At 73.7% G+C, this 18,640-nt stretch carries 14 protein-coding genes; 5 read left to right on the top strand and 9 right to left on the bottom strand.

The features are described 5' to 3' along the window. Positions 1-3: 3 nt before the first annotated feature. The 4 genes from ACIO6U_RS33230 to ACIO6U_RS33215 are packed head-to-tail and all read right to left on the bottom strand — an operon-like array spanning position 4 to position 4,414. Positions 4-1,338: an adenylosuccinate synthetase gene (locus tag ACIO6U_RS33230; RefSeq protein WP_401724800.1), complete on the bottom strand. Its 1,335-nt coding sequence runs from the start codon at positions 1,336-1,338 to the stop codon at positions 4-6. After that, positions 1,338-2,348, bottom strand: coding sequence for a hypothetical protein (locus ACIO6U_RS33225; protein WP_391164201.1), 1,011 nt, complete (start codon positions 2,346-2,348; stop codon positions 1,338-1,340). The genes ACIO6U_RS33230 and ACIO6U_RS33225 overlap by 1 nt, the downstream gene beginning before the upstream one ends. A gap of 42 nt (positions 2,349-2,390) precedes the next feature. Next, a complete protein-coding gene (locus ACIO6U_RS33220) occupies positions 2,391-3,509 on the bottom strand; it encodes a molecular chaperone DnaJ (protein ID WP_401724797.1) in 1,119 nt (372 codons plus the stop codon). Next, positions 3,506-4,414: an NUDIX domain-containing protein gene (locus tag ACIO6U_RS33215; protein ID WP_391118542.1), complete on the bottom strand. Its 909-nt coding sequence runs from the start codon at positions 4,412-4,414 to the stop codon at positions 3,506-3,508. The genes ACIO6U_RS33220 and ACIO6U_RS33215 overlap by 4 nt, the downstream gene beginning before the upstream one ends. A gap of 122 nt (positions 4,415-4,536) precedes the next feature. Between ACIO6U_RS33215 and ACIO6U_RS33210 the strand changes: the two genes are divergently transcribed. The 4 genes from ACIO6U_RS33210 to glpK all read left to right on the top strand — a co-directional run bounded on the left by ACIO6U_RS33210 (position 4,537) and on the right by glpK (position 8,549). Next, positions 4,537-4,902, top strand: a complete 366-nt coding sequence (locus ACIO6U_RS33210) for an Mpo1-like protein (RefSeq protein ID WP_391050082.1) — start codon at positions 4,537-4,539, stop codon at positions 4,900-4,902. Positions 4,903-5,021: 119 nt separating this feature from the next. Next, a complete protein-coding gene (locus ACIO6U_RS33205) occupies positions 5,022-5,498 on the top strand; it encodes a zinc ribbon domain-containing protein (RefSeq protein ID WP_391050084.1) in 477 nt (158 codons plus the stop codon). After that, the gene (locus tag ACIO6U_RS33200) at positions 5,495-6,682 is read left to right on the top strand and encodes a lipid-transfer protein (protein WP_401724792.1); all 1,188 of its coding nucleotides are present in this window, start codon (positions 5,495-5,497) and stop codon (positions 6,680-6,682) included. The genes ACIO6U_RS33205 and ACIO6U_RS33200 overlap by 4 nt, the downstream gene beginning before the upstream one ends. Before the next feature lie 331 nt (positions 6,683-7,013). Next, positions 7,014-8,549 carry a glycerol kinase GlpK gene (glpK, locus tag ACIO6U_RS33195; protein ID WP_401724789.1) on the top strand — a complete coding sequence of 512 codons (1,536 nt, stop codon included), beginning with the start codon at positions 7,014-7,016 and terminating at the stop codon, positions 8,547-8,549. Positions 8,550-8,679: 130 nt separating this feature from the next. On the opposite strand, the gene ACIO6U_RS33190 is transcribed toward glpK, so the two are convergent. The 4 genes from ACIO6U_RS33190 to ACIO6U_RS33175 form a co-directional block, all read right to left on the bottom strand. Further along, positions 8,680-9,291, bottom strand: a complete 612-nt coding sequence (locus ACIO6U_RS33190) for an ATP/GTP-binding protein (RefSeq protein ID WP_355344059.1) — start codon at positions 9,289-9,291, stop codon at positions 8,680-8,682. A 131-nt stretch (positions 9,292-9,422) separates the two neighbouring features. Continuing rightward, positions 9,423-9,818 carry a DUF742 domain-containing protein gene (locus tag ACIO6U_RS33185; protein ID WP_355344056.1) on the bottom strand — a complete coding sequence of 132 codons (396 nt, stop codon included), beginning with the start codon at positions 9,816-9,818 and terminating at the stop codon, positions 9,423-9,425. Between the two features lie 32 nt (positions 9,819-9,850). Next, entirely contained in the window at positions 9,851-10,273 is a 423-nt protein-coding gene (locus ACIO6U_RS33180; RefSeq protein ID WP_188286155.1) for a roadblock/LC7 domain-containing protein, read from the bottom strand. After that, positions 10,270-12,939 carry a nitrate- and nitrite sensing domain-containing protein gene (locus tag ACIO6U_RS33175; RefSeq protein ID WP_401724784.1) on the bottom strand — a complete coding sequence of 890 codons (2,670 nt, stop codon included), beginning with the start codon at positions 12,937-12,939 and terminating at the stop codon, positions 10,270-10,272. The genes ACIO6U_RS33180 and ACIO6U_RS33175 overlap by 4 nt, the downstream gene beginning before the upstream one ends. 166 nt (positions 12,940-13,105) lie before the next feature. Between ACIO6U_RS33175 and ACIO6U_RS33170 the strand changes: the two genes are divergently transcribed. Continuing rightward, on the top strand, positions 13,106-13,513 hold the full coding sequence (locus tag ACIO6U_RS33170) for a hypothetical protein (protein ID WP_391050091.1): 408 nt from the start codon (positions 13,106-13,108) through the stop codon (positions 13,511-13,513). A 120-nt stretch (positions 13,514-13,633) separates the two neighbouring features. Here ACIO6U_RS33170 and ACIO6U_RS33165 read toward each other — a convergent pair whose 3' ends face one another. Further along, the gene (locus tag ACIO6U_RS33165; protein WP_401724782.1) at positions 13,634-18,586 is read right to left on the bottom strand and encodes a hypothetical protein; all 4,953 of its coding nucleotides are present in this window, start codon (positions 18,584-18,586) and stop codon (positions 13,634-13,636) included. Between the last annotated feature and the right edge of the window lie 54 nt (positions 18,587-18,640).

Below are 18,640 nucleotides of genomic sequence, written 5' to 3'. Positions count from 1 at the left end.
ACCCTATCGGACAGCGGTCGTGCGGGTGGGGTGCCGGGCCGCTTCAGAGGCGGCCTTGCGGGTCGGGCCGGCTTCTGGGCCGCGGGGCGGCTTGCGCAGGACCTGGCGGGTCGGGGACGAGGACTCCAGCAGGACGGGGGCGCCCAGGGCCGCGCCGATCGCGTCCGACCAGCGGCGCGGGTCGCGTCCGGGCGTGTCCCACAGGGCCGGGCGGGCGCGCTGGAGGCGCGCGGTGAGGGCGGCCTGGCGGGCCAGGTCGCCGGGCGGACCCGGCGGGAGGCGTTCGACGAGGGTGCCGTCGATGCCGTAGGCGCGGCAGATGCGCAGGCCGCGGGCGCGGGCGGGCGCGTCGAGGTGGGTGACGGCGAGGGCGTCCACTCCCCCGCAGACCTCCACGGCGTACGCGTGCGCGACGGCGTCGAAGTGGCCGGTGCGGAAGGCGCCTTGCCAGCGGCCGTGGCCGTTGTGCGGCTCGGGCAGCAGCGGTGTCAGCTCCGGATCCTCGGTGACGAGCGGGCCCGGCCCGTGCCGGGTGGTGTAGGTGCGCACGACGCCCAGCCGCCGTGCCTCGCCCGGTGTACCCGCCTCGGCCAGCAGCGTCTCGGCGTTGGTGAAGGTGGTGGTGGACCAGGTGGTGTACGGGTGGAAGCCGTGCCATTCGTCCAGCAGGACGCCCTGGGCGCCCTCGAAGACCACCGGGCCCCGCCGCAGGAGGTCGTGCAGCGCGGCCCCGTCGGTCAGGGTGACCGTACGGGCGAAGGCGGCGAGGACTTCCGCGCAGTCCTCGACCGGCGGCGCGGGAAGCGGGCCCAACTCGTCCGCCAACCGGTCGCGCAGCAGGCGCAGTTGGCGCAGCAGCCGGGGGCGTGACGCGCAGTCGCCGACGGTCGGCGCGTCGCCGGGGTGGGCGAGCGCGTACGCGGCGGCCTCGCCCACGCCCATCCCGCAGGAGCCGTGCCGGTCGGCGCCGCGCGCCTGCTCCCGCAGCCGGTTGGCGGCGGCGTGGTACGGGGTGGCGATCGGCGCCGCGCGGTCGACGGACAGCAGGGCGTACGGGTCGGGGACGCCGACCGTGCGCAGGTGGTCGGCCTCGGCGGCCAGCGCGAGCGGGTCGACGGTCATGAACCGCGACAGGTGGGTGCGGACCCCGCGCAGCGTGCCGGAGCCGAACTGCGCGAAGGTGTGGTGGCGGCCGTCGGCGGTGACGACGTTGTGCGCGGCCTGGGCACCGCCGTTGAACCGGACGACCGCCTGGACCGTACCGTCCTGGCAGAGCCGGTCCACGGCGGCGCCCTTGCCCGCGTCCCCGAATCCGAGGTCGACGACGATGGTGTGCACTACAGCCTCGTGGTGGTGGCGGGACCCGCGTCGCCGTCGGTGAGGGGCGCGTCGGAGACGGCGAGGGCGCTGCCGCGGGCCGCGCCGTCCCTGCCGCGGTCGAGTCCGGCGAGCGCCCTGCTGACGCTGTCGCCCGCCGCCGAGCCGACGTCGGCCAGGTCGGCAAGGCCCGCGGCGAGGTCGATCGCCTCCTCGCCGAGGCCGACGGTCAGCGCGATGGTCTCGCAGACCGCGTCGAGGTCGTCCAGCTCGATGACGTTCTGGCCGAGCAACTTCCGCCAGATGCCGAGCACTTCGGTGTTGCCGACGTAGGAGGAGCCCGCCGGGAGGATGTAGTGGACGTGGTAGGTGCGCTGGAGTTCGGCGACGATGTCGGTGATCGGGATGTCCTGCGGGATGCGCTCGCCGAGGACGTCCCACACCTCGCGCGCCTTGACCTTGCCGTACGGCATCTCGTCGCCGATCAGGAACAGGTAGCCGCGCCGCCCGCGCTTCTCGTGGCAGTCCAGCGCGGTGTGCCGGGCCATGGTGTAGAGCGCGAGTTCGTACGACTCGCTCATCTGGCCGCCGCCCCCGCCCTCCAGGAGGATGTTGCCGAGGTCGTCGTCCATCCGGTTGTCGGACTCGAACTGCCCGATCTGGAGGGGCACCCGGTCGCAGGTGGCGTCGCCGACCGCGCCGAACATCACCTGCGGGTGCTCGGTGTAGCCCTTGCGCAGCAGCAGGCCGAACAGCTCGGGGAGCTTGGTCTGGAGCACCTGCGGCACGGTGCGCATCGAGCCGGTGACGTCGAAGAGCACGGCGATGGCGAGCGAGGTGGGGTGTTCCGCGGAGTCGCGGCTCTCCCGCAGGGTGATGTTCTTGGGGTCGAGTGACGGGTGGGCCGCCCAACTGCTGCGCGGGGACGAGCCGGTGACGTGGTCGCTGTAGGCGAAGGCGCCGGAGCCGGACGCGGCGCGGTAGCGCGCGGCGGCGTCGTAGACATTGGTGGACCAGCTTCCGCTGCCCATGGTGGTTCTCCCCCTTGTGTCGTGGTGGTGGTGTCGCAGTTGTCAGATGTGCGGCATGGCGAACGGGCGGAAGGTGCGCGGCCCGTAGAGCCGTTCCAGCAGGTCGTCCAGCTCGCCGAGGAGCTGCCAGGCGTCCTGCGGGCGGGCGTTCTGCGAGGGCAGTACGCACGCGCGCAGGAAGGCGCGCATCGGCGCCGGTGCCCGGTCGCCCATGAGCTGCCGCACGCAGAGCGCGGCGAGGTGGATGTCGGTGGCCGGGGAGGCCGGTCGGCGCTCCGGGACCTCGGGCGGATAGGCGTCCCTGTGCCGGTCGACGAGGACCGGCACATGGGTGTCGAAGGCGGTCGCGTAGCACCAGTCGACCAGGACCAGGCCGTGCAACTCGGGGTGGATGAGGACGTGTTCGGGGAAGACGGCGCCGTGCACCAGCCGGGCGCGGTGGGCCCAGCCGAGCGCGGTCAGCAGGCGGCGCCACATCCAGGCCGCGTCGCGCGGGTCGAGGCCGCCGGGGTGGGCGGCGGCGACCTCGGCGAGCGTGTGGAAGCCGGTGAGCGGTACGAGCGCGTTGACGTGCCGCTCGACGCCGTCGGTGTCGCGGTGCCTGAAGCTCTCGATCAGTTGCGGGGCGTACGCGCGGTGCCGCCGTTCGCCGACGGTGTCGAGGCGGCGCAGCACGTCGGCCTCGTGCTCCAACAGGTCGTTGTCGCGGGGCCGTTGCGGGATCTTCAGTACGGCCTCGCGCCGGTCGCCGTTCTCGTCGTAGTGGGCGGTCCGCAGGACGGCGAGGTCGCCGGTGGCCAGGACCGGGCCGAGGACGTAGCGGCGGTCCGCGGTGGTGACGGTGGGAGCGGTGGCCCTTTCGTCGGTGTGGTGGTGGCGGGCGGACAGCCGGGCGAAGGCCGCGGCGGCCTCCGCGGTCCGGCCGGGCGGTGCGGCGTCGGGGTGCAGCAGCCGGGCGAGCCGCCGGTAGTGGCGGACCGCGTCGTGTGCGTCGGCCGGGAAGTCGGCGTCGAGGGCGGCGAGGGCGTCCTCGAAGGTGCGTATCGGGGCGCCCGCCGGGTCGTTGCCGGTGTCGCCGAGGGGTCCGCGACTCGCGCCACGCGTCGGGCCGTTGGTCCGGTCACCGGCCGGGTCACCGAGCGGATTCGTGGTGGCGGTCATCGGACGTCGTCCTCCCGGTCGGGGCGGAGCAGCGCCGGGTGCAGCAACCGGGCATCGCCTGCCCGGTAGAGACGGGCGCGCGGACCGCCCTTGCTGCCGGGGCGGCTGTCGGTCTCGCCGGTGGACTCCACGAAGCCCGGCACGGAGAGCACTTTGCGGTGGAAGTTGCCCGCGTGCAGCGGCGCGCCCCACACCGTCTCGTAGACCGCGCGCAATTCGCTGATGGTGAAGGTCTCGCCGAGGAAAGCCGTGGCCAGCGGGGTGTACTCGATCTTTCCGCGGGCGCGTTCCAGACCGTCCGCGAGGATGCGGTCGTGGTCGAAGGCGAGCCGGGGAGCGCTCCCGTGAGAAGCGGGCCGGCGGCCGGTACCACCCCCGTAGATTCCGGTCCGCCGACCCTGCTCGAAGGGACGCGGCGGCGCCGTGTCCGGTTGCCCTTTCGGGAGGATTGCTTCGACGGGGATCCAGGCGGCGCCCGCGGCGTCGCTCCCCGGCGTGGCATCGGGCAGTCCCGGCGCGAAGGCGAGGTACGCGATCGAGACCACGTGCATGCGCGGGTCGCGGTCGGGGACGCCGTAGGAGCCGAGCTGTTCGAGGTGGACCCGGCCGAGCGCCGTGGCGTCCAGGCCGGTCTCCTCGGCCAACTCCCGCGCCGCCGCCTCGTCCAGGGACTCGCGTCCCGCGCGGACGAATCCGCCCGGCAGTGCCCGCTCCCCCGCGAACGGCGGTCCGCCCCGCTCGACGGCCAGTACGTGCAGCCGGTCGGCGCGCAGGGTCAGCGCGACGATGTCGACGGTCACGGCGATCGGGTCGAAGGCGCGCGGATCGTAGGAGTCGAGGAAGTCCCGCTCCCGCCGCGCCGCCGACTCCCCCGCCGTCTCCGGCGTGTTCACCGCGTCCGTCATGATCGCCCCCGTCTCGCGCCGAACCCACCCCGCATGTTGTTCTCAGGGTGAGTCATTCTCACTACGAGAAGACCATAGCACCGACCCCTGACACCGTCCAGCGGCGGCGCTACTCTGCGGTAATGACGAAGCAGACGTTCAGCACTTTCGAGGAGTTCTGGCCGTACTACGTGGCGATGCACTCGAAGGCCGCCACCCGCTGGGTGCACCTGGCGGGCACGCTCACCGGCCTCGCGGTCACCGGGTACGGCCTGGCGCGGGGCCGCAAGCGGTACGCGGCGGCGCTGCCGCTGATCGGGTACGGAACGGCGTGGCCCGCCCACTTCCTGATCGAGAAGAACAATCCGGCGACCTTCGGGCACCCGGCGTGGTCGCTGCGCGGCGACGTCAAGATGATCACCACCATGCTCGCCGGACGGGACGCCGAACTGGCCGAGACGGCGGACAAGTGGCTGGCGGAGCAGGGCGGCACGGGCGACGACGCCTGACACCGCCTCACACCGGCCGGTCCGGCCCGCCGACGTCGCGCGGTCCGGCGCCGTTCCGCCGACGGGCCGCCCGTGGCACACTTCTGACGATCCGTCAGATAATGAGCCGGGGAGGCCGCGTGGAGCAGCACAGGCGCACACCGCCGGTGGTCGAGGGCTGGTTCACCGAGGGGACGGGAACCGACTTCCGGCTGCTCGGCACCCGGTGCCGCGACTGCGGAAGCGTGTTCTTCCCCCGTGAGGACTCCTTCTGCCGCAACCCCGCGTGCGCGGGTACCGACTTGGACGAGTTCCCGCTCTCCAGGACCGGGCACGTCTGGTCGTACACCGACGCCCGCTACCGGACGCCGCCGCCGTATCCCTCGGACCCCGGGCGCGCGTGGCAGCCGTACACCCTGGTCGCCGTCGAGCTGGCGGACGAGCGGATGGTCGTGCTGGGACAGGCGGCGCCCGGGGTGACCCCGGCCGATCTCGCGGTCGGGATGCCGGTCGAGCTGGTGCCCGGGGTGCTCGGGGAGACGGCAGCCGACAGTACGGGCGGCGCCGGCAACGGGCGCGGCACCTGGAACTGGCGGCCCGTGGGCGGTGCCCGATGACCGCCGACATCGCGGTGCTCGGCGCCGGCATGCACCCCTGGGGCAAGTGGGGGCGGCCGTTCACCGAGTACGGGGTCGCCGCCGCCCGCGCGGCCCTCGCGGACGCGGGCCTCGACTGGCGCGAGGTGCGGTCGGTGGTGGGCGCCGACACCGTACGCGGCGGCTATCCCGGATACGTGGCGGGCGCGACCTTCGCGCGGGCGCTCGGCTGGCAGGGCGCCCGCGTCACCAGCGTCTACGCCGCGTGCGCCTCCGGGGCGCAGGCCATCGCGACCGCCCGCGCGCAGATCCTGGCGGGCCTCACCGACGTGGCGCTCGTGGTCGGCGCCGACTCCGCGCCCAAGGGCTTCTTCGCCCCCGCGGGCGGCGAGCGGCCCGACGACCCCGACTGGCTGCGCTTCCGGGTCCTCGGCGCCACCAACCCCGGCTACTTCGGCCTGTACGCGCGCCGCAGGATGGCCGTGCACGGTGACACGCTCGACGACTTCGCGCAGGTCAAGGTCAAGAACTCCCGTGCGGGCGCGGCCAATCCACTGGCCCGCTACCGCGAGCCGGTCAGCGCCGAAGAGGTCGCGGCCTCCGCGGTCGTCGCCGATCCGCTGCGGCTGCTGGACATCTGCGCCACCTCGGACGGCGGCGCCGCGCTCGTGCTGTCGAGCATGGACTTCGCCCGGCGGCACACCTCCGCCCCGGTACGGATCCGCGCGGTCTCCACCGTGACGCCCCAATACCCGCGCACCGTACCGGACTTGCCGGACATCGCGAGTGACTCCGCCGTCGCCGTGCCCCCGCCCGAACAGGAGCCGCGCGCCTCGATCGCGGCGGCGGCGTACGAGGAAGCCGGGATCGAGCCGGGAGACCTCGACCTGGCGGAGGTCTACGACCTGTCGACCGCCCTGGAACTCCAGTGGTACGAGGATCTGGGCCTGTGCGCGACGGGTGAGGGCGCCAAGCTGCTGCGGTCGGGGGCGACCGCGCTGGGCGGCGCCATCCCGGTCAACACCAGCGGCGGCCTGGCGTCCTTCGGCGAGGCCGTACCCGCCCAGGCCATCGCGCAGGTCTGCGAGCTGGTCCGCCAGATCCGCGGCCGGGCGGAAGGGCGGCAGGTCGCGGGCGCGCGGCTCGGAATCACCGCCAACCAGGGGCTGTTCGGGCACGGCTCCGCGGTGGTCGTGGTGAAGTGACCGGGCACCGGGGGGCGCGTAGCGGATCGTACGGGCCGGGCGGACGCGCACCGGGCCGACCGGGTTGGTCGGACGCGCGCCGGGCCGCACGGGCCAGGCGGACGCGCACCGGGCCGGACCGTACCGACGCGTGTCGGGTCAAACGGTGGGGATCGGTCCCGGCTCCGTCGTGAAGTGACCTGATCGGTCAGGCTTCTTGACGCTCCGTAACCCCTGGAGAACACTTCCGGTGGCGCGGAGCCGGTCGGCGGGAGGGGCACCGGCCACCGGCGGTCCGCGCCGCCGCCCGTTCCCGACACGGTCCCGCGCGGACCGGGCAAGGGAGACCGACATGAGCGACCAACCCGTGCGCTACGTAGCCGCCATCGACCAGGGCACCACATCCACCCGGTGCGTCGTCTTCGACAACGGCGGCCGGATCGTCGCCGCCGACCAGCGCGACCACCGGCAGATCCTCCCCCGGCCCGGCTGGGTGGAGCACGACGCGACCGAGATCTGGGCGAAGACGCAGGCTGTGGCGGCGGGCGCGCTCGCCAGGGCCGGGCTGCGCCCCGACCAGCTCAGCGCCCTCGGGATCGCCAACCAGCGCGAGACGACGGTGCTCTGGGACCGCTCGACCGGACGCCCGGTGCACAACGCGCTGGTCTGGCAGGACACCCGCACCTCGGCGCTGTGCGCCGAACTCGGCGGCACCTACGGCCAGGACAGGTTCCGCGACGCCACCGGGCTGCCGCTGGCGCCGTACTTCTCCGGGCCCAAGGTGGCCTGGCTGCTCGACCATGTGCCGGGGCTGCGGCGACGCGCGGAGAACGGCGAGATCGCCTTCGGCACCGTCGACTCCTGGTTGGTGTGGAATCTGACCGGCGGCGTCCACGGCGGCGTCCATGTCACCGACGTCACCAACGCCTCGCGCACCCTGCTGATGGACCTCGACACGCTGGACTGGGACCCGGCGATCCTGGCCGCCATGGACATCCCCGAGGCCGTCCTGCCGGAGATACGGTCCTCCGCCGAGGTCTACGGCACCGCCGTCGGACGGCTCGCGGGCGTGCCGGTGGCCGCCGCGCTCGGCGACCAGCAGGCCGCGCTCTTCGGACAGACCTGCTTCGAGACCGGCGAGGCCAAGAACACCTACGGCGCGGGCAGCTTCCTGCTGATGAGCACCGGGGCACGGCCGGTGCCGTCCAAGAGCGGTCTGCTCACCACCGTCGGCTACCGGCTCGGCGGCGACCGGCCCGCGTACTGCCTGGAGGGCTCGATCGCCGTCACCGGGGCACTCGTCCACTGGCTGCGCGACCAACTCGGCCTCATCCGCAGCGTGGACGAGATCGAGCCGCTGGCCGCGAGCGTGCCCGACAACGGCGGCGCCTACGTCGTGCCGGCCTTCTCCGGGCTGTTCGCGCCCTATTGGCGGTCCGACGCGCGCGGTGTGATCACCGGGCTCACCGGCTTCGTCACCAAGGCGCACCTGGCGCGGGCCGTGCTGGAGGCCACGAGCTGGCAGACCCGCGAGGTGGTCGACGCGATGCAGGAGGACTCCGGCGTACGCATCGCCGAACTGCGCGTGGACGGCGGCATGACCGTCAACAGCCTGCTGATGCAGCATCAGGCCGACGTGCTGGGCGTGCCGGTGGTCCGGCCGGTCGTCGCCGAGACCACCAGCCTCGGCGCGGCCTACGCGGCGGGTCTGGCGACCGGCGTGTGGGACGGCCTCGACACGCTCAGGGCGCAGTGGGAGCGCGACACCGAGTGGAAGCCGCGCATGGCCGAGCCGCGACGTGAACTCGGTTACCGGCGTTGGAAGATGGCCGTCGAGCGGAGCTTCGGCTGGCTGGAGGAGGACGGCGAGGACGGCTCCGCCGGATAACGATCGTCTCTGAACGGCGGCCGGTTGGCCGTCTCGCGGAAGAACCGGGCTCAGGCGGCGGCCAGTCAGCGGAAGCGTCGGAGGCGGCGTCCGGGCTGCGGAAGCGTCCGACCCCAGGCAGCCGCCGGGCTCAGGTGGCGGCGGGCTCCTTGCGCCCCGTCGCCATCTGCGCCGCGTGTTCCACCACGGTGATCAGGACGTTCTTCGCCGAGTCCCGCTCGCGCGCGTCGCACATCACCACCGGCACCGAGGCGTCCAGGTCGAGGGCGTCGCGCACGATGTCCGGCGCGTGCAGTTCGGCGCCGTCGAAGCAGTTGACGGCGACCGTGAAGGGGATGCCGCGCCGCTCGAAGTAGTCGACGGCCGCGAAGCAGTCCTCCAGGCGGCGGGTGTCGGCGAGCACGACCGCGCCGAGCGCGCCCTGCGCCAACTCGTCCCACAGGAACCAGAACCGGTCCTGTCCTGGCGTGCCGAACAGATACAGCACCAGGTTGTCCCTGAGCGTGATCCGCCCGAAGTCCATGGCGACGGTGGTGGTGCGCTTGCCCTCCACGCCCTCGATGTCGTCCACCGGGCGGCCCGCCTCGCTGAGCGACTCCTCGGTGCGCAGCGGCCTGATCTCGCTGACCGCGCCCACCAGCGTGGTCTTGCCCACGCCGAAGCCGCCCGCCACCAGCAGCTTGAGCGCCACCGGCTCGTCGGCGGACGGCTTGCGGCGGCGATCCGATCGCGCGAAAGCCATGTTGTGTCTACTTCCCTGCCGGCGTTGTCAGTTGTACGTCGATCTGTACGTCGGTTGCGCTTCGTCGTACGTCTGCGGAGAGCCTAGTCCTGTTCGAACATGACCGGCACGCCGCAGTGGATCACGATCCACTACAGCGCGCGCAGCCCGTTGATGACCTCGCGCAGGATGTTCTCGTCCACCAACTCGGCCGGTGGGACCGGCTGGTGGAGTTGTACGTGCGACGCCTCCAGCAGGTCCCCGACCAGGACGCGGACCACCCCGACCGGCAGGTCGAGGTCGGCGGCCAGCTCCGCGACGGAGACGGCCTGGACCTGACAGCGTTCGACGATGTCGAGGTGCTCGGGTGACAGCGTGTGGTCGTCCTGCGCGCCTCCGTCGTCCCCGGCCTCGGTCTCCGTGATCACCAGGGCGATCAGGTCGATCTTCGTCTCAGCGGCGTTGCTGGTACGGCCCCTTGTCATCGCATAGGGCCGCACCACCGGTCCTGCCGCGTCGTCGTACCACCGGTCCGAATCAGAAGTCATGACACCCGTCACCCCGTTGTCAGATCATCCGGTCAGCCGCTGAGTGCCGCGCCGCCGTCGTTCCGAGCCGCGGTGCCCAGGTGGGCACCGACCCGCTTGACCAGTAGCGCCATCTCGTACGCGACCTGGCCGACATCGGACTCGGCCGCGCTGAGTACGGCCAGGCAGCTTCCGTCGCCCGCCGCCGTCACGAAGAGGAAGGCGTCGTCCAGTTCGACCATGGTCTGCCGGACGCGTCCGGCCTCGAAGTGCCGTCCTACGCCCTTGGCGAGGCTGTGGAAGCCGGATGCGACGGCGGCGAGGTGCTCGGAGTCCTCGCGGGTCAGTCCGTCCGACGCGCCGATGGCCAGGCCGTCGCCGGAGAGGACCAGGGCCTTGCGGATGCTGGCCACGCGCGAGACCAGATCGTCAAGGAGCCAGCTCAGCTCGCGTGTCGGGCTCGATGGTGCGGTCATCGACCGTTCCCCTCAGGTGTCGTTCTCGGTGCGGATGCCGACGGGTCGTCTTGCGTGCCGTCGTTCTCGGTCACTTCCCGGCCGCGCTGCCAGCCGCGCTGGAGTGCCGCCATCCGGTCGCGGACCTCGTCCGCCGACCGCTCGCGGCCGGCGCCCTCGCCGGTCGCGCCGCCGCTGTCGTGGGCGGTGGTCTCCACCCTCAACTGCGGCGCCAGATTGGCCTGCCTGACCCGGCGGGGCAGTGCGCTGCCGCTCGCGCCGGACGCGGTCGTCTTCTTCGCGGCCGTCAAAGGCTGGGACCCGGACGGGGGTTCGGGCGTGGGTTCGGACGCGGGCCGAGACGGGGACCGGCGCGCGGGCAGCGGCTGGGGCTCCGCCGGAGCCGGTGCCTGCGGCTGGCCCTGTGGGTACAGCTCGCCGCGGGCCTGCGCCTGCGCCACGGCCCGCTCCGCGGCCTGTTCCAGCGCTCCCCGGTCGGCCTGCGAGGTCTGCGCGGAGGGTCCGCCGACCGGTCGGCCGCGGTCGGAGACCAGTACGGGCGCGGTACGGCGGCGGCGCGGCAACGGCAGCGGCCCGTCGAGTTCCGGGTCGCCCGCCTCGCCGACCGGCGCGCCGACGGGTTCGTCCGCCGGGTGCGCCTCGTGCTCCTTCTGCGTCTCGCCGCCGATGCCGTCCAGGCCCCACTGCCGGAAGGTGTGCTCGGTGTCGGAGGGCACCCGCGCCGGGCGGGACTCGGTGAGGTCGCCGATCTTGGTCGCGCCGGTGTCGTCGCCGGTCTCGGTGAGCAGATTCGCCGGGATGAGGACGACGGCGGTGGTGCCGCCGTACGGGGACTGCCGCAGCGAGACCCTGACGCCCTGGCGCTGCGCGAGGCGGCTGACCACGAACAGGCCGAGCCGGTCGGTGTCCGACAGTTCGAATTCCGGGGTCTCGGCCAGCCGGAGGTTGGACTCCAGCAGCGCGTCGGGCGTCAGGCCGAGGCCGCGGTCGTCGATCTCCAGCACGAAGCCGTTGGCGACCGGCTCGCCGTGCAGCCGTACCGCGGTGTGCGGCGGCGAGAACACGGCGGCGTTCTCGATGAGTTCGGCGAGCAGGTGGGTGAGGTCGCCGACCGCCGAGCCGGTGACGGCCAGCCGGGGCAGACGCCGTACCTCGATCCGCTCGTAGTCCTCGACCTCGGCGACGGCGGCGCGGACCACGTCCATGAGCTGGACGGGCTTGCGCCACTGCCGGGAGGGGGCGACACCGGAGAGGATGACCAGGCCCTCGGCGTGCCGCCGCATGCGGGTGGTCATGTGGTCGAGGCGGAAGAGGTCGGCCAGTTCCTCGGCGTTCTCGGTGCGGCGCTCCATCGCGTCCAGCAAGGTGAGCTGACGGTGCAGCAGGACCTGGCTGCGGCGGGCGAGGTTGACGAAGACCTCGGAGACGCCCTTGCGCATGTCGGCCTGGCGGACGGCGGCCTCGACGGCGGCCCGCTGGAGGGTGTTGAGCGCCTTGCCGACCTGTCCGATCTCGTCGTCGGAGTACTGGAGCCGCGGCACCTCGGTCTCGACGTCGACCTGTTCGCCCGCGGCCAGCCGCCGCATGACGCGGGGCAGCCGGGTGCCGGAGACCTCCTGGGCCTCGCGGCGCAGCCCGGACAGGTCGCGGATCAGGCTGCGGCCGATCCGTACCGACACGATCAGCGAGGCGATCACCGCGAGCAGACCGAGGACACCGATGACGGCGGCTTCGACGACCAGCGTGGTGGACAGCGGCCTGGCCTGCTTGCTGAACTTCGCGATGGCCTCGCCGTCGAGCTTGCCGAGGTCGGTCATCACGGTGGCGGCGGTCGCGGGCCACGCCTTCTGGGCGGCCACGACCGGCGCCTCCTCCACGCCCGCGACGATGATCGCGTTCTCGGCGGCCCGCAGCGCCTTGCCGCTGGCGCTCTGCCAGTACGTGTCGAAGGGCGCGCGCGCCTCGTCGGTGAGGGTCTTGAGGTCGACGGCGTAGTAGTTGCGCTGCTCGGCGACCGCGAAGGTGAAGGAGCGCAGTTCGTCCTTGCTGGTGTGGCCGGTGCTGATCGCGGCGGCCATCAGCGCGTCCTCGCGGCTGACCTCCTCCTGCGCCCGGTAGAGGCCGATCACCGCGCGCCGCTGGCTGTCCAGCGTGACGTCGCTGAGCGGGAGGTACTCCTCGAAGAGGTCGAAGGTGGGATCGACCAGCGAGTTGTACGCCTGGTAGGCGTCGTCGCGGGTGATCCGCTGGTTGTCGATCCGCTGGCGGAGCGAGGTGAGGCCCTCGACGGTGTTGAGGAGGTCGTCGAGGCGGTCGCGGGACCGCGCGTTGAGGTCGTCGCGGACGCCGGACGCGTCGATGGTCGTCCGCATCTTGGCGATGGACGCGTCGGTGGCGTGTTCCTGCTTGTCGTAGGCGATCCGCGCCTCGGAGTCACGGGTGTTGGCCAGAAAGACCAGAGCGACCCTGCGCTCCTGCTGAAGGTTCCGAACCGCGTCGTCGGCGGGATAGCCGACATTGTCGACTATTCGCTGGATGTCCGGCCGTCCGAACACCTCGCGCCCGGTGATGGTGGCGGCGAAGGCCCAGATGAGGGTGAGGGACACCAGTGGGATCAGCAGCAGCGCCACGATCTTCCGGCGGATCGTCGTACCGCGAAAGCGCATGGCCTCCCCAACGTCTTCCCCGGTATGGGGATCGTCTGTCGCGTTTAAACGGCGTGAGCCTACTACTGCCGATGCGGTAACTCGAAAGCCAGTGCGTAGGGTTGGGCAGGTCTGGCCGGATACGTACCCCGGAATGCATCGTGAAGATTCGGGGCAGGCACCTTGTATGGACTTCGAACAAGGGCGGGTGTGGACCGAGGACCCGGTCGGCACTCCCCGAATGCCCGATCCGGTACGAGCGGCGGCGGTGCGGGCGGTGCTGATCGTGGCCGTCGCGCTGATCCTCGCGGTGATGGCCGTACTGCTGGCCGCCGGACACTCCTGGCTGTCGGCGCCCGCGCTGATCTCCGCCGTCTTCACCAGCGTCGTCGCCACGTGGGCGGTGTTGGACGTGTGGGTGACGCGACAGGTGTGGAACCAGCGCAACGGGGTGCTCTCCAGTCCGAGCAGCGCGGCCCGTGCCCTGCGCAGGGAGCGGCGCAGAAGGCACCGTGCGGCGCGGTCGGCCGCGCGCGGCAGGCCGACGCGGCGGGTGCACATACCGCGTCATCTGCCCTGGCACCTCGGGGTCTGACTCCGGCCGCTCGCGGTCTGCCGTCGGTACCTGGTGGTCGGGCGACGGTCCGGGAGCTGATCGCGGTCATTACCAGCGGCGGCCGGTAGCAGCGGCGGCCACCGCCGGCGGCGGTCCGGACTAGCCTCTGTCCGGCTGGAGTTCCCTGCCCGGTCCGGGCACGGCGGCGCGCGCGGACCCGGAAACGGGCACATCCGATTCCCCGTCTCCCCCGTCCCGCTCCGGCTCGGGCGGCCGTCGGTACATCCGGGTGGCGGTGATCTCGCCGTGCACCTGCTCGCCCTGCGGGTCGGGGACCGGAAGTCCCGGCCGCAGGTGCTCCTCGACGCTGATGTATTTCAGGCCCGCCCGCAGATCCGCGTCATTGCGGAGCCTGACCACCAGCGGGAATTCGGCCAGTGCCGTGGTGTCGAACAGTCCCGTGGTGTAAATGAGCTGTACGCCCAAGGCGTCGGCCACCGCGCGCTGCAATTCCAGGAGATAGGTGGCGTTGGCGCGACCGATGGGATTGTCGAGGAACAAGGTGCCCGCGTGCCGCTGCTTGTCCCGGCCCCGGTCGTTGCTGCGCAGCGCGGCCATCGTGCAATAGAGGGCGATGGCGGCGGTGAGGAGCTGCCCGCCGGAGAACACGTCGCCCATCTGTCCGACCGGCACCCGCTCGGCGCGCAGCACCGCGTCCGGTTTGAGGATCTCCACGGCGATGCCGCGCGGTTCGAGCGCGGACCCGACGCCGCGCAGCAGCAGGGACATCCCGTCCCGCCGCAGGTCCGAATTCTTGCGTACGGCGGCCCTGGTGGCCTCGTCGATGACCTCGCCGAGGCGTTCGGTGAGAACGGACTGGTCCGGGTCCTCGAAGCGGATCCGCAGGAACTCCTGGCCCGACCATTCGCCGAGCCCTTCCGGCAGCCGTGACAGGCGCTGCGCCGAGCGCAGGGTGGCGAGCGAGGACTCGACCAGGCCGCGCAGCCGGTCCACGATGCTGTCGCGGTTGCGCTCCAGCTGGGTCAGCTCGTCGGTCAGCACGCGCAGCCGCGGGGCGAAGGCGGTCGCCCAGGCCGCGGCGTGCTCGGGCAGCGCGGCGGCGGGCAGTTCCCTGATCTGCTGGCGCGCGGGCGTCCTGACCTGCTCGTAGCGCACCGCGTTGGCGTGCCGGACCAGGACGTCGGAGGCTTCGCGGAGCTGGGTCTCCGCGGTGGACAGGTCGGCCGCGCAGCCGCGCAGACCGCGCCGGGCCTCCGCCGCGGCCTGCCGGGCCTCCTCGGTGCTGCCGGGGTACGGCTCCGGCTCGTCCTCGTCCTGCTGTCCCGGCGCGTTGTCCCGCAGCAGGTCGCGCAGCATCGCGGCGATCTCGTCGAAGCCGCCCGCCGCGTCCTCGGCGGCGCGGTGAGCGTGGACCATGTCGGTGTGGGCGGCCCTCGCCTGCTCCAACGCGTCGGTGCGGGAGGCCAGTTCGGCGTTGGCGGCGCGCAGCAGCTCCTGCGCGTGCTCGGCGTCGCGCGGCAGCAGCCCGTCGGGCAGGTCGGTGTGCCGGTCGCCGTCCGCGGGCGCGAGCCGTTCCGCCTCGCCGCGCAGCCGCCCCAACTGCTCGCTGGCGGTGGAGGCGCGCGACTCCAGGGTCTGTACGAGCTGTTCCGCGCGGGCCGCCGCGGCCTGCCGGGAGGGGCCGTCGGCGCCGTCCGGACCTTCGAGCAACTGGGCGGCACGGCTGCGGACCTTGTTGGTGAGCCGGTCCAGTTCGACCAGGGCCGCGTTCTCGGTGCTCTCCGCGCGGGCCTGCTCGGCGCGCAGGTCGGCGCCGACACCGACCTTCTCGTACACCTGGGAGGCCGAGTGGTACGCCTCGCGGAGCGCGGGCAGCGACTCGGTGGCCGCGGGGGCCTGCGCCCGGTCCTGCGCGCTCTCGTCGGGGGCTCCGGCGATCTCGGACCGCTCGGCGCGCAGGACGCGTGCGGTGCGTCGGGCGTCGTCGGAGGCGCGCTGGGCGGCGCGGCGGTCCTCGTCCGCGGCGCGGGCCTGCGCCAGGCAGGTCTCGGCGCGGGTCTCCGCCTCGGCCGCGTCGGCGGCCAACTCCCGTGCCCTGCGCTGCCAGTTGGTGCGCTCGCGGAGCCGGTGGGCGAGACCGGCGAGCGCGTCGGCGCGGCGCCGGGCCTGCTCGGCGGCGGCGCGGCGGGCGTCGTTGTCCCGCGCGCTCTCGGCGGCGGCGGCCTCGGCCTCCGCGCGTTCGGCGCGCAGCGCGGCCAGCTCCGCGCGGGCCTGCTCCGCGCTCTGCCGCGCGGCGGTGACCTCCGCCTCCAGCTCGGCGAGGCGGTCCGGCGGGCAAGAGGCGCGCCACGAGGCGAGGCGGGCCGACAGCGTCCGGTCGTGCGCGAGCCGGGCCGCGAGCGTCCTGATGTCCTCCTCGCGGGCGGTGGCGCGGGCCCGCAGCTCCTGGCGTTCGCCGTCGGCGGCCAGTTCGTCGTGCATCGCCGGGTTCGGCGGGACCAGGAACACGTCCTGGTCCGCGCTGCCCGCCGCCGTCGCGGGCGGCGGCGCGAGCAGCGCCGCCGCGGTGCCGACCGCGACCGTCGAGCGCGGCAGCAGCGCGGCCTGCGCCAGCACGTCCCTGGCCCGCTGGTACGAGCCGGGTTCCGTGACCACGACGCCGTCGACCAGCTCGGGGCGGGAGGCCAGCACGACCGCGTGGTCCACCGGGTCCACGGCCTGTGCGAGGTAGCGCCAGCCGGGCAGCGCCGGAATGCCGTGCTCCCCCAGGAATTCGACGGTCGCCAGGACGTCGGGGCCCGGCGGCAGCAGGCCGCCGTCGCCGAGCGCGGCGAGGATGCGCGCGTCGTCGGCCGCCGCGGTCCGCAGCTCGAAGAGTTTGCGCTCGGCAGAGGCGACGGCGCTGTCCAGCAGTTCCCGCAGCGGCTCGGCGAAGCCGTCGAGCTCCGCGGCGGTGAGGGGTCCGTCCGCGGACGGGCGCGCGGCGGCGGGGCGGAGGGGCGACGCGCCGGCGCCGTCCCGGTCGGAGGCTCCCGAGCCCTGGCCGGTGGGGCCCGCGACCGTACCCGCGGCGCCCGAGCCCGTACCGCCGTGCCGTCCTGCCGAGCCGTCCCGGGCGTCACGGCCCGTACCGCCGTGCGGCCCGGTCGCGCTGTCACCGGCCGAGGCGTCGGAGGTTCTGCCGGAGCGGGCGCCGCTCGGGTGTCCGGCGTCCTGGCCCGCCGCGGAATCCGTGCCGTCGCGCGGGCCCGGCACGCTCAGCAGGGCGGCCAGGCGGGGGTCGGCGGCGAGCGCGGTGGCCGCCACGGTCGCGGCGGTTCTGGCGGCTTCCGCGGTGGTGAGGGCGTCGGCGGCGCGGGCGGCGGCCAGGTCGGCGCGGGCCTCGGCGGAGGCGGCCTCGCGGGCGCGGGCGGCGGCGCTGTGGGCGGTGTCGGTGGCGGAACGGGCCAGGGCCGCCGCGGTCTGTTCCGCGTCGGAGGCGGCGAGGGCCGCGCGGGCCGGGTCGGCGTCGGGTGCGGTGTCGTCGAGCCAGCCCGCGCTGACCGCCTCGGCGGTCTCCTGCTCGACCTCGGCGAGCCGCTGTCCGAGGTGTCCGCTCTCGCTGCGGGCCCGCTGCGCCTCGGTGGCGGCGGCGGTCGCGTCGCGGTGCGCGGCCTCGGACTCCGCCTGGAGCGCGGCGGACCGCTCCTCCTCGGCGTCGGCCTGCTGCTCGGCGCGTGCGGCGGCGGCGTGCAGGGCGCGTACGAGATCGGCGGCGGCGCGGGTGCGGGCGGCCAGCGCCGGGGCCGCGTCACGTTCGGCCTCGCGGATCGCGGCGGTGACGCGGGTCAGCCGGTCGCCCGCGGCGCGCTGCCGCAGTACGGTCTCGGCCGCCTGCCAGGCGGCGTGCAGCGTACGGGCGTCGCCCAGCTCGCGGCGGAGTCCCGCGGCGCTCTTGTCCGCGGCGGCCAGCGCCAACGAGGCGTGCCGGTAGGCAAGTTCGGCGGCGATCAGGGCGCTGCCGCCGCGGGCCTGGTCGGCGTCGGTGACGCTGTGCGCGGCGCGCGCCATGTGCTCGGCCAGTTCGGTGGTCCTGCCGCGCTCCTGCTGGGCGCGGGCGGACAGGCGACGGGCGAGGGCGCGGGTGCGGCGTTCGGACTGGGCGTGGACGCCGCGGGCCTGGTCGCGGGTGGCGGCGGCCTCGACGATCCGCTCCAGCAGGTCGAGCGAGCCCGCGGTGAAGTCGCGTTCCGCGGTGAGTTCCGCGCGGCGGCCGAGCTTGTTGGCGAAGCCGTGCACGAGGTCGGCGAGGCCGTCGGTGTCACGGGTGTCGGTGACGGCGCGCAGCAGGAGGTCGGTGAAGTCGGAGTCCTTCTTGACGGCGAACAGGCCCGCCGCCTCGCCCTCGTCGGCGTTCATCTCCCGCTGGTAGCGGAAGAGTTCGGGGTCGAGGCCGAGGTCGCCGAGGTGTTCGTTCCACCGGTCGTGGATCTCCTCCCACACCACTTCCAGGTGCGGGTACGCCTTGCCCGCCTCGGTGACCGCGTCCCGGAAGCCCTTCATCGTGCGGCGCCTGCCGCGCGCGCCGGACATGCCCTCGACCGGCGGCCGTACGCTGGCGGCCTCGGCGACCGGCAGCGAGTCCAGGCTGAGGCCGGGTCCCGGCCGGAACGAATACCACGCCTCGGCGAATTTCCGCGGGTCGGTGGAGACCTGGCGGCCTCGCCACTCGCTGACCTTGCCGACCACGACCAGCTCGCCTGTGACGGTGTGCTGCCACTCCAGGGCGACGTGGCCGCAGTCCTCGGCCAGCAGGAATTTCCGCAGGACGCCGGAGCTGGCGCCGCCCAGGGTGTTGCGGTGGCCGGGCAGCATCACCGAGAAGATCAGCTTGAGCAGGACCGACTTACCGCCGCCGTTCTCCAGGAAGAGCACGCCCGCGGGCGCCGGGCGGCGCGGCGGTCCTGCGGGCTCGTCGGCGAAGAACTCGCCCTGCGCGGGAGCGGGTTGCGGCACCGGCTCGCCGACGCCCCGCAGGTCCAGGACGGTGTCGGCGTAGCGCGCGCCCGCGGGCCCGATGGAGTAGAGGCGGAGTCGGGAAAGCTCGTACATGCGGCGGACTCTCGTGGCTCGTGGTTCAGGTCGGAAGTGGACTCGAGGTCGGGG

It is taken from the genome of Streptomyces sp. NPDC087422 (assembly GCF_044744145.1).
In the GTDB taxonomy this organism is placed as follows: Bacteria; Actinomycetota; Actinomycetes; order Streptomycetales; family Streptomycetaceae; genus Actinacidiphila.
Note: the sequence above shows the minus strand (reverse complement) of the source record. Positions and strands in the feature narration are given on the sequence as shown.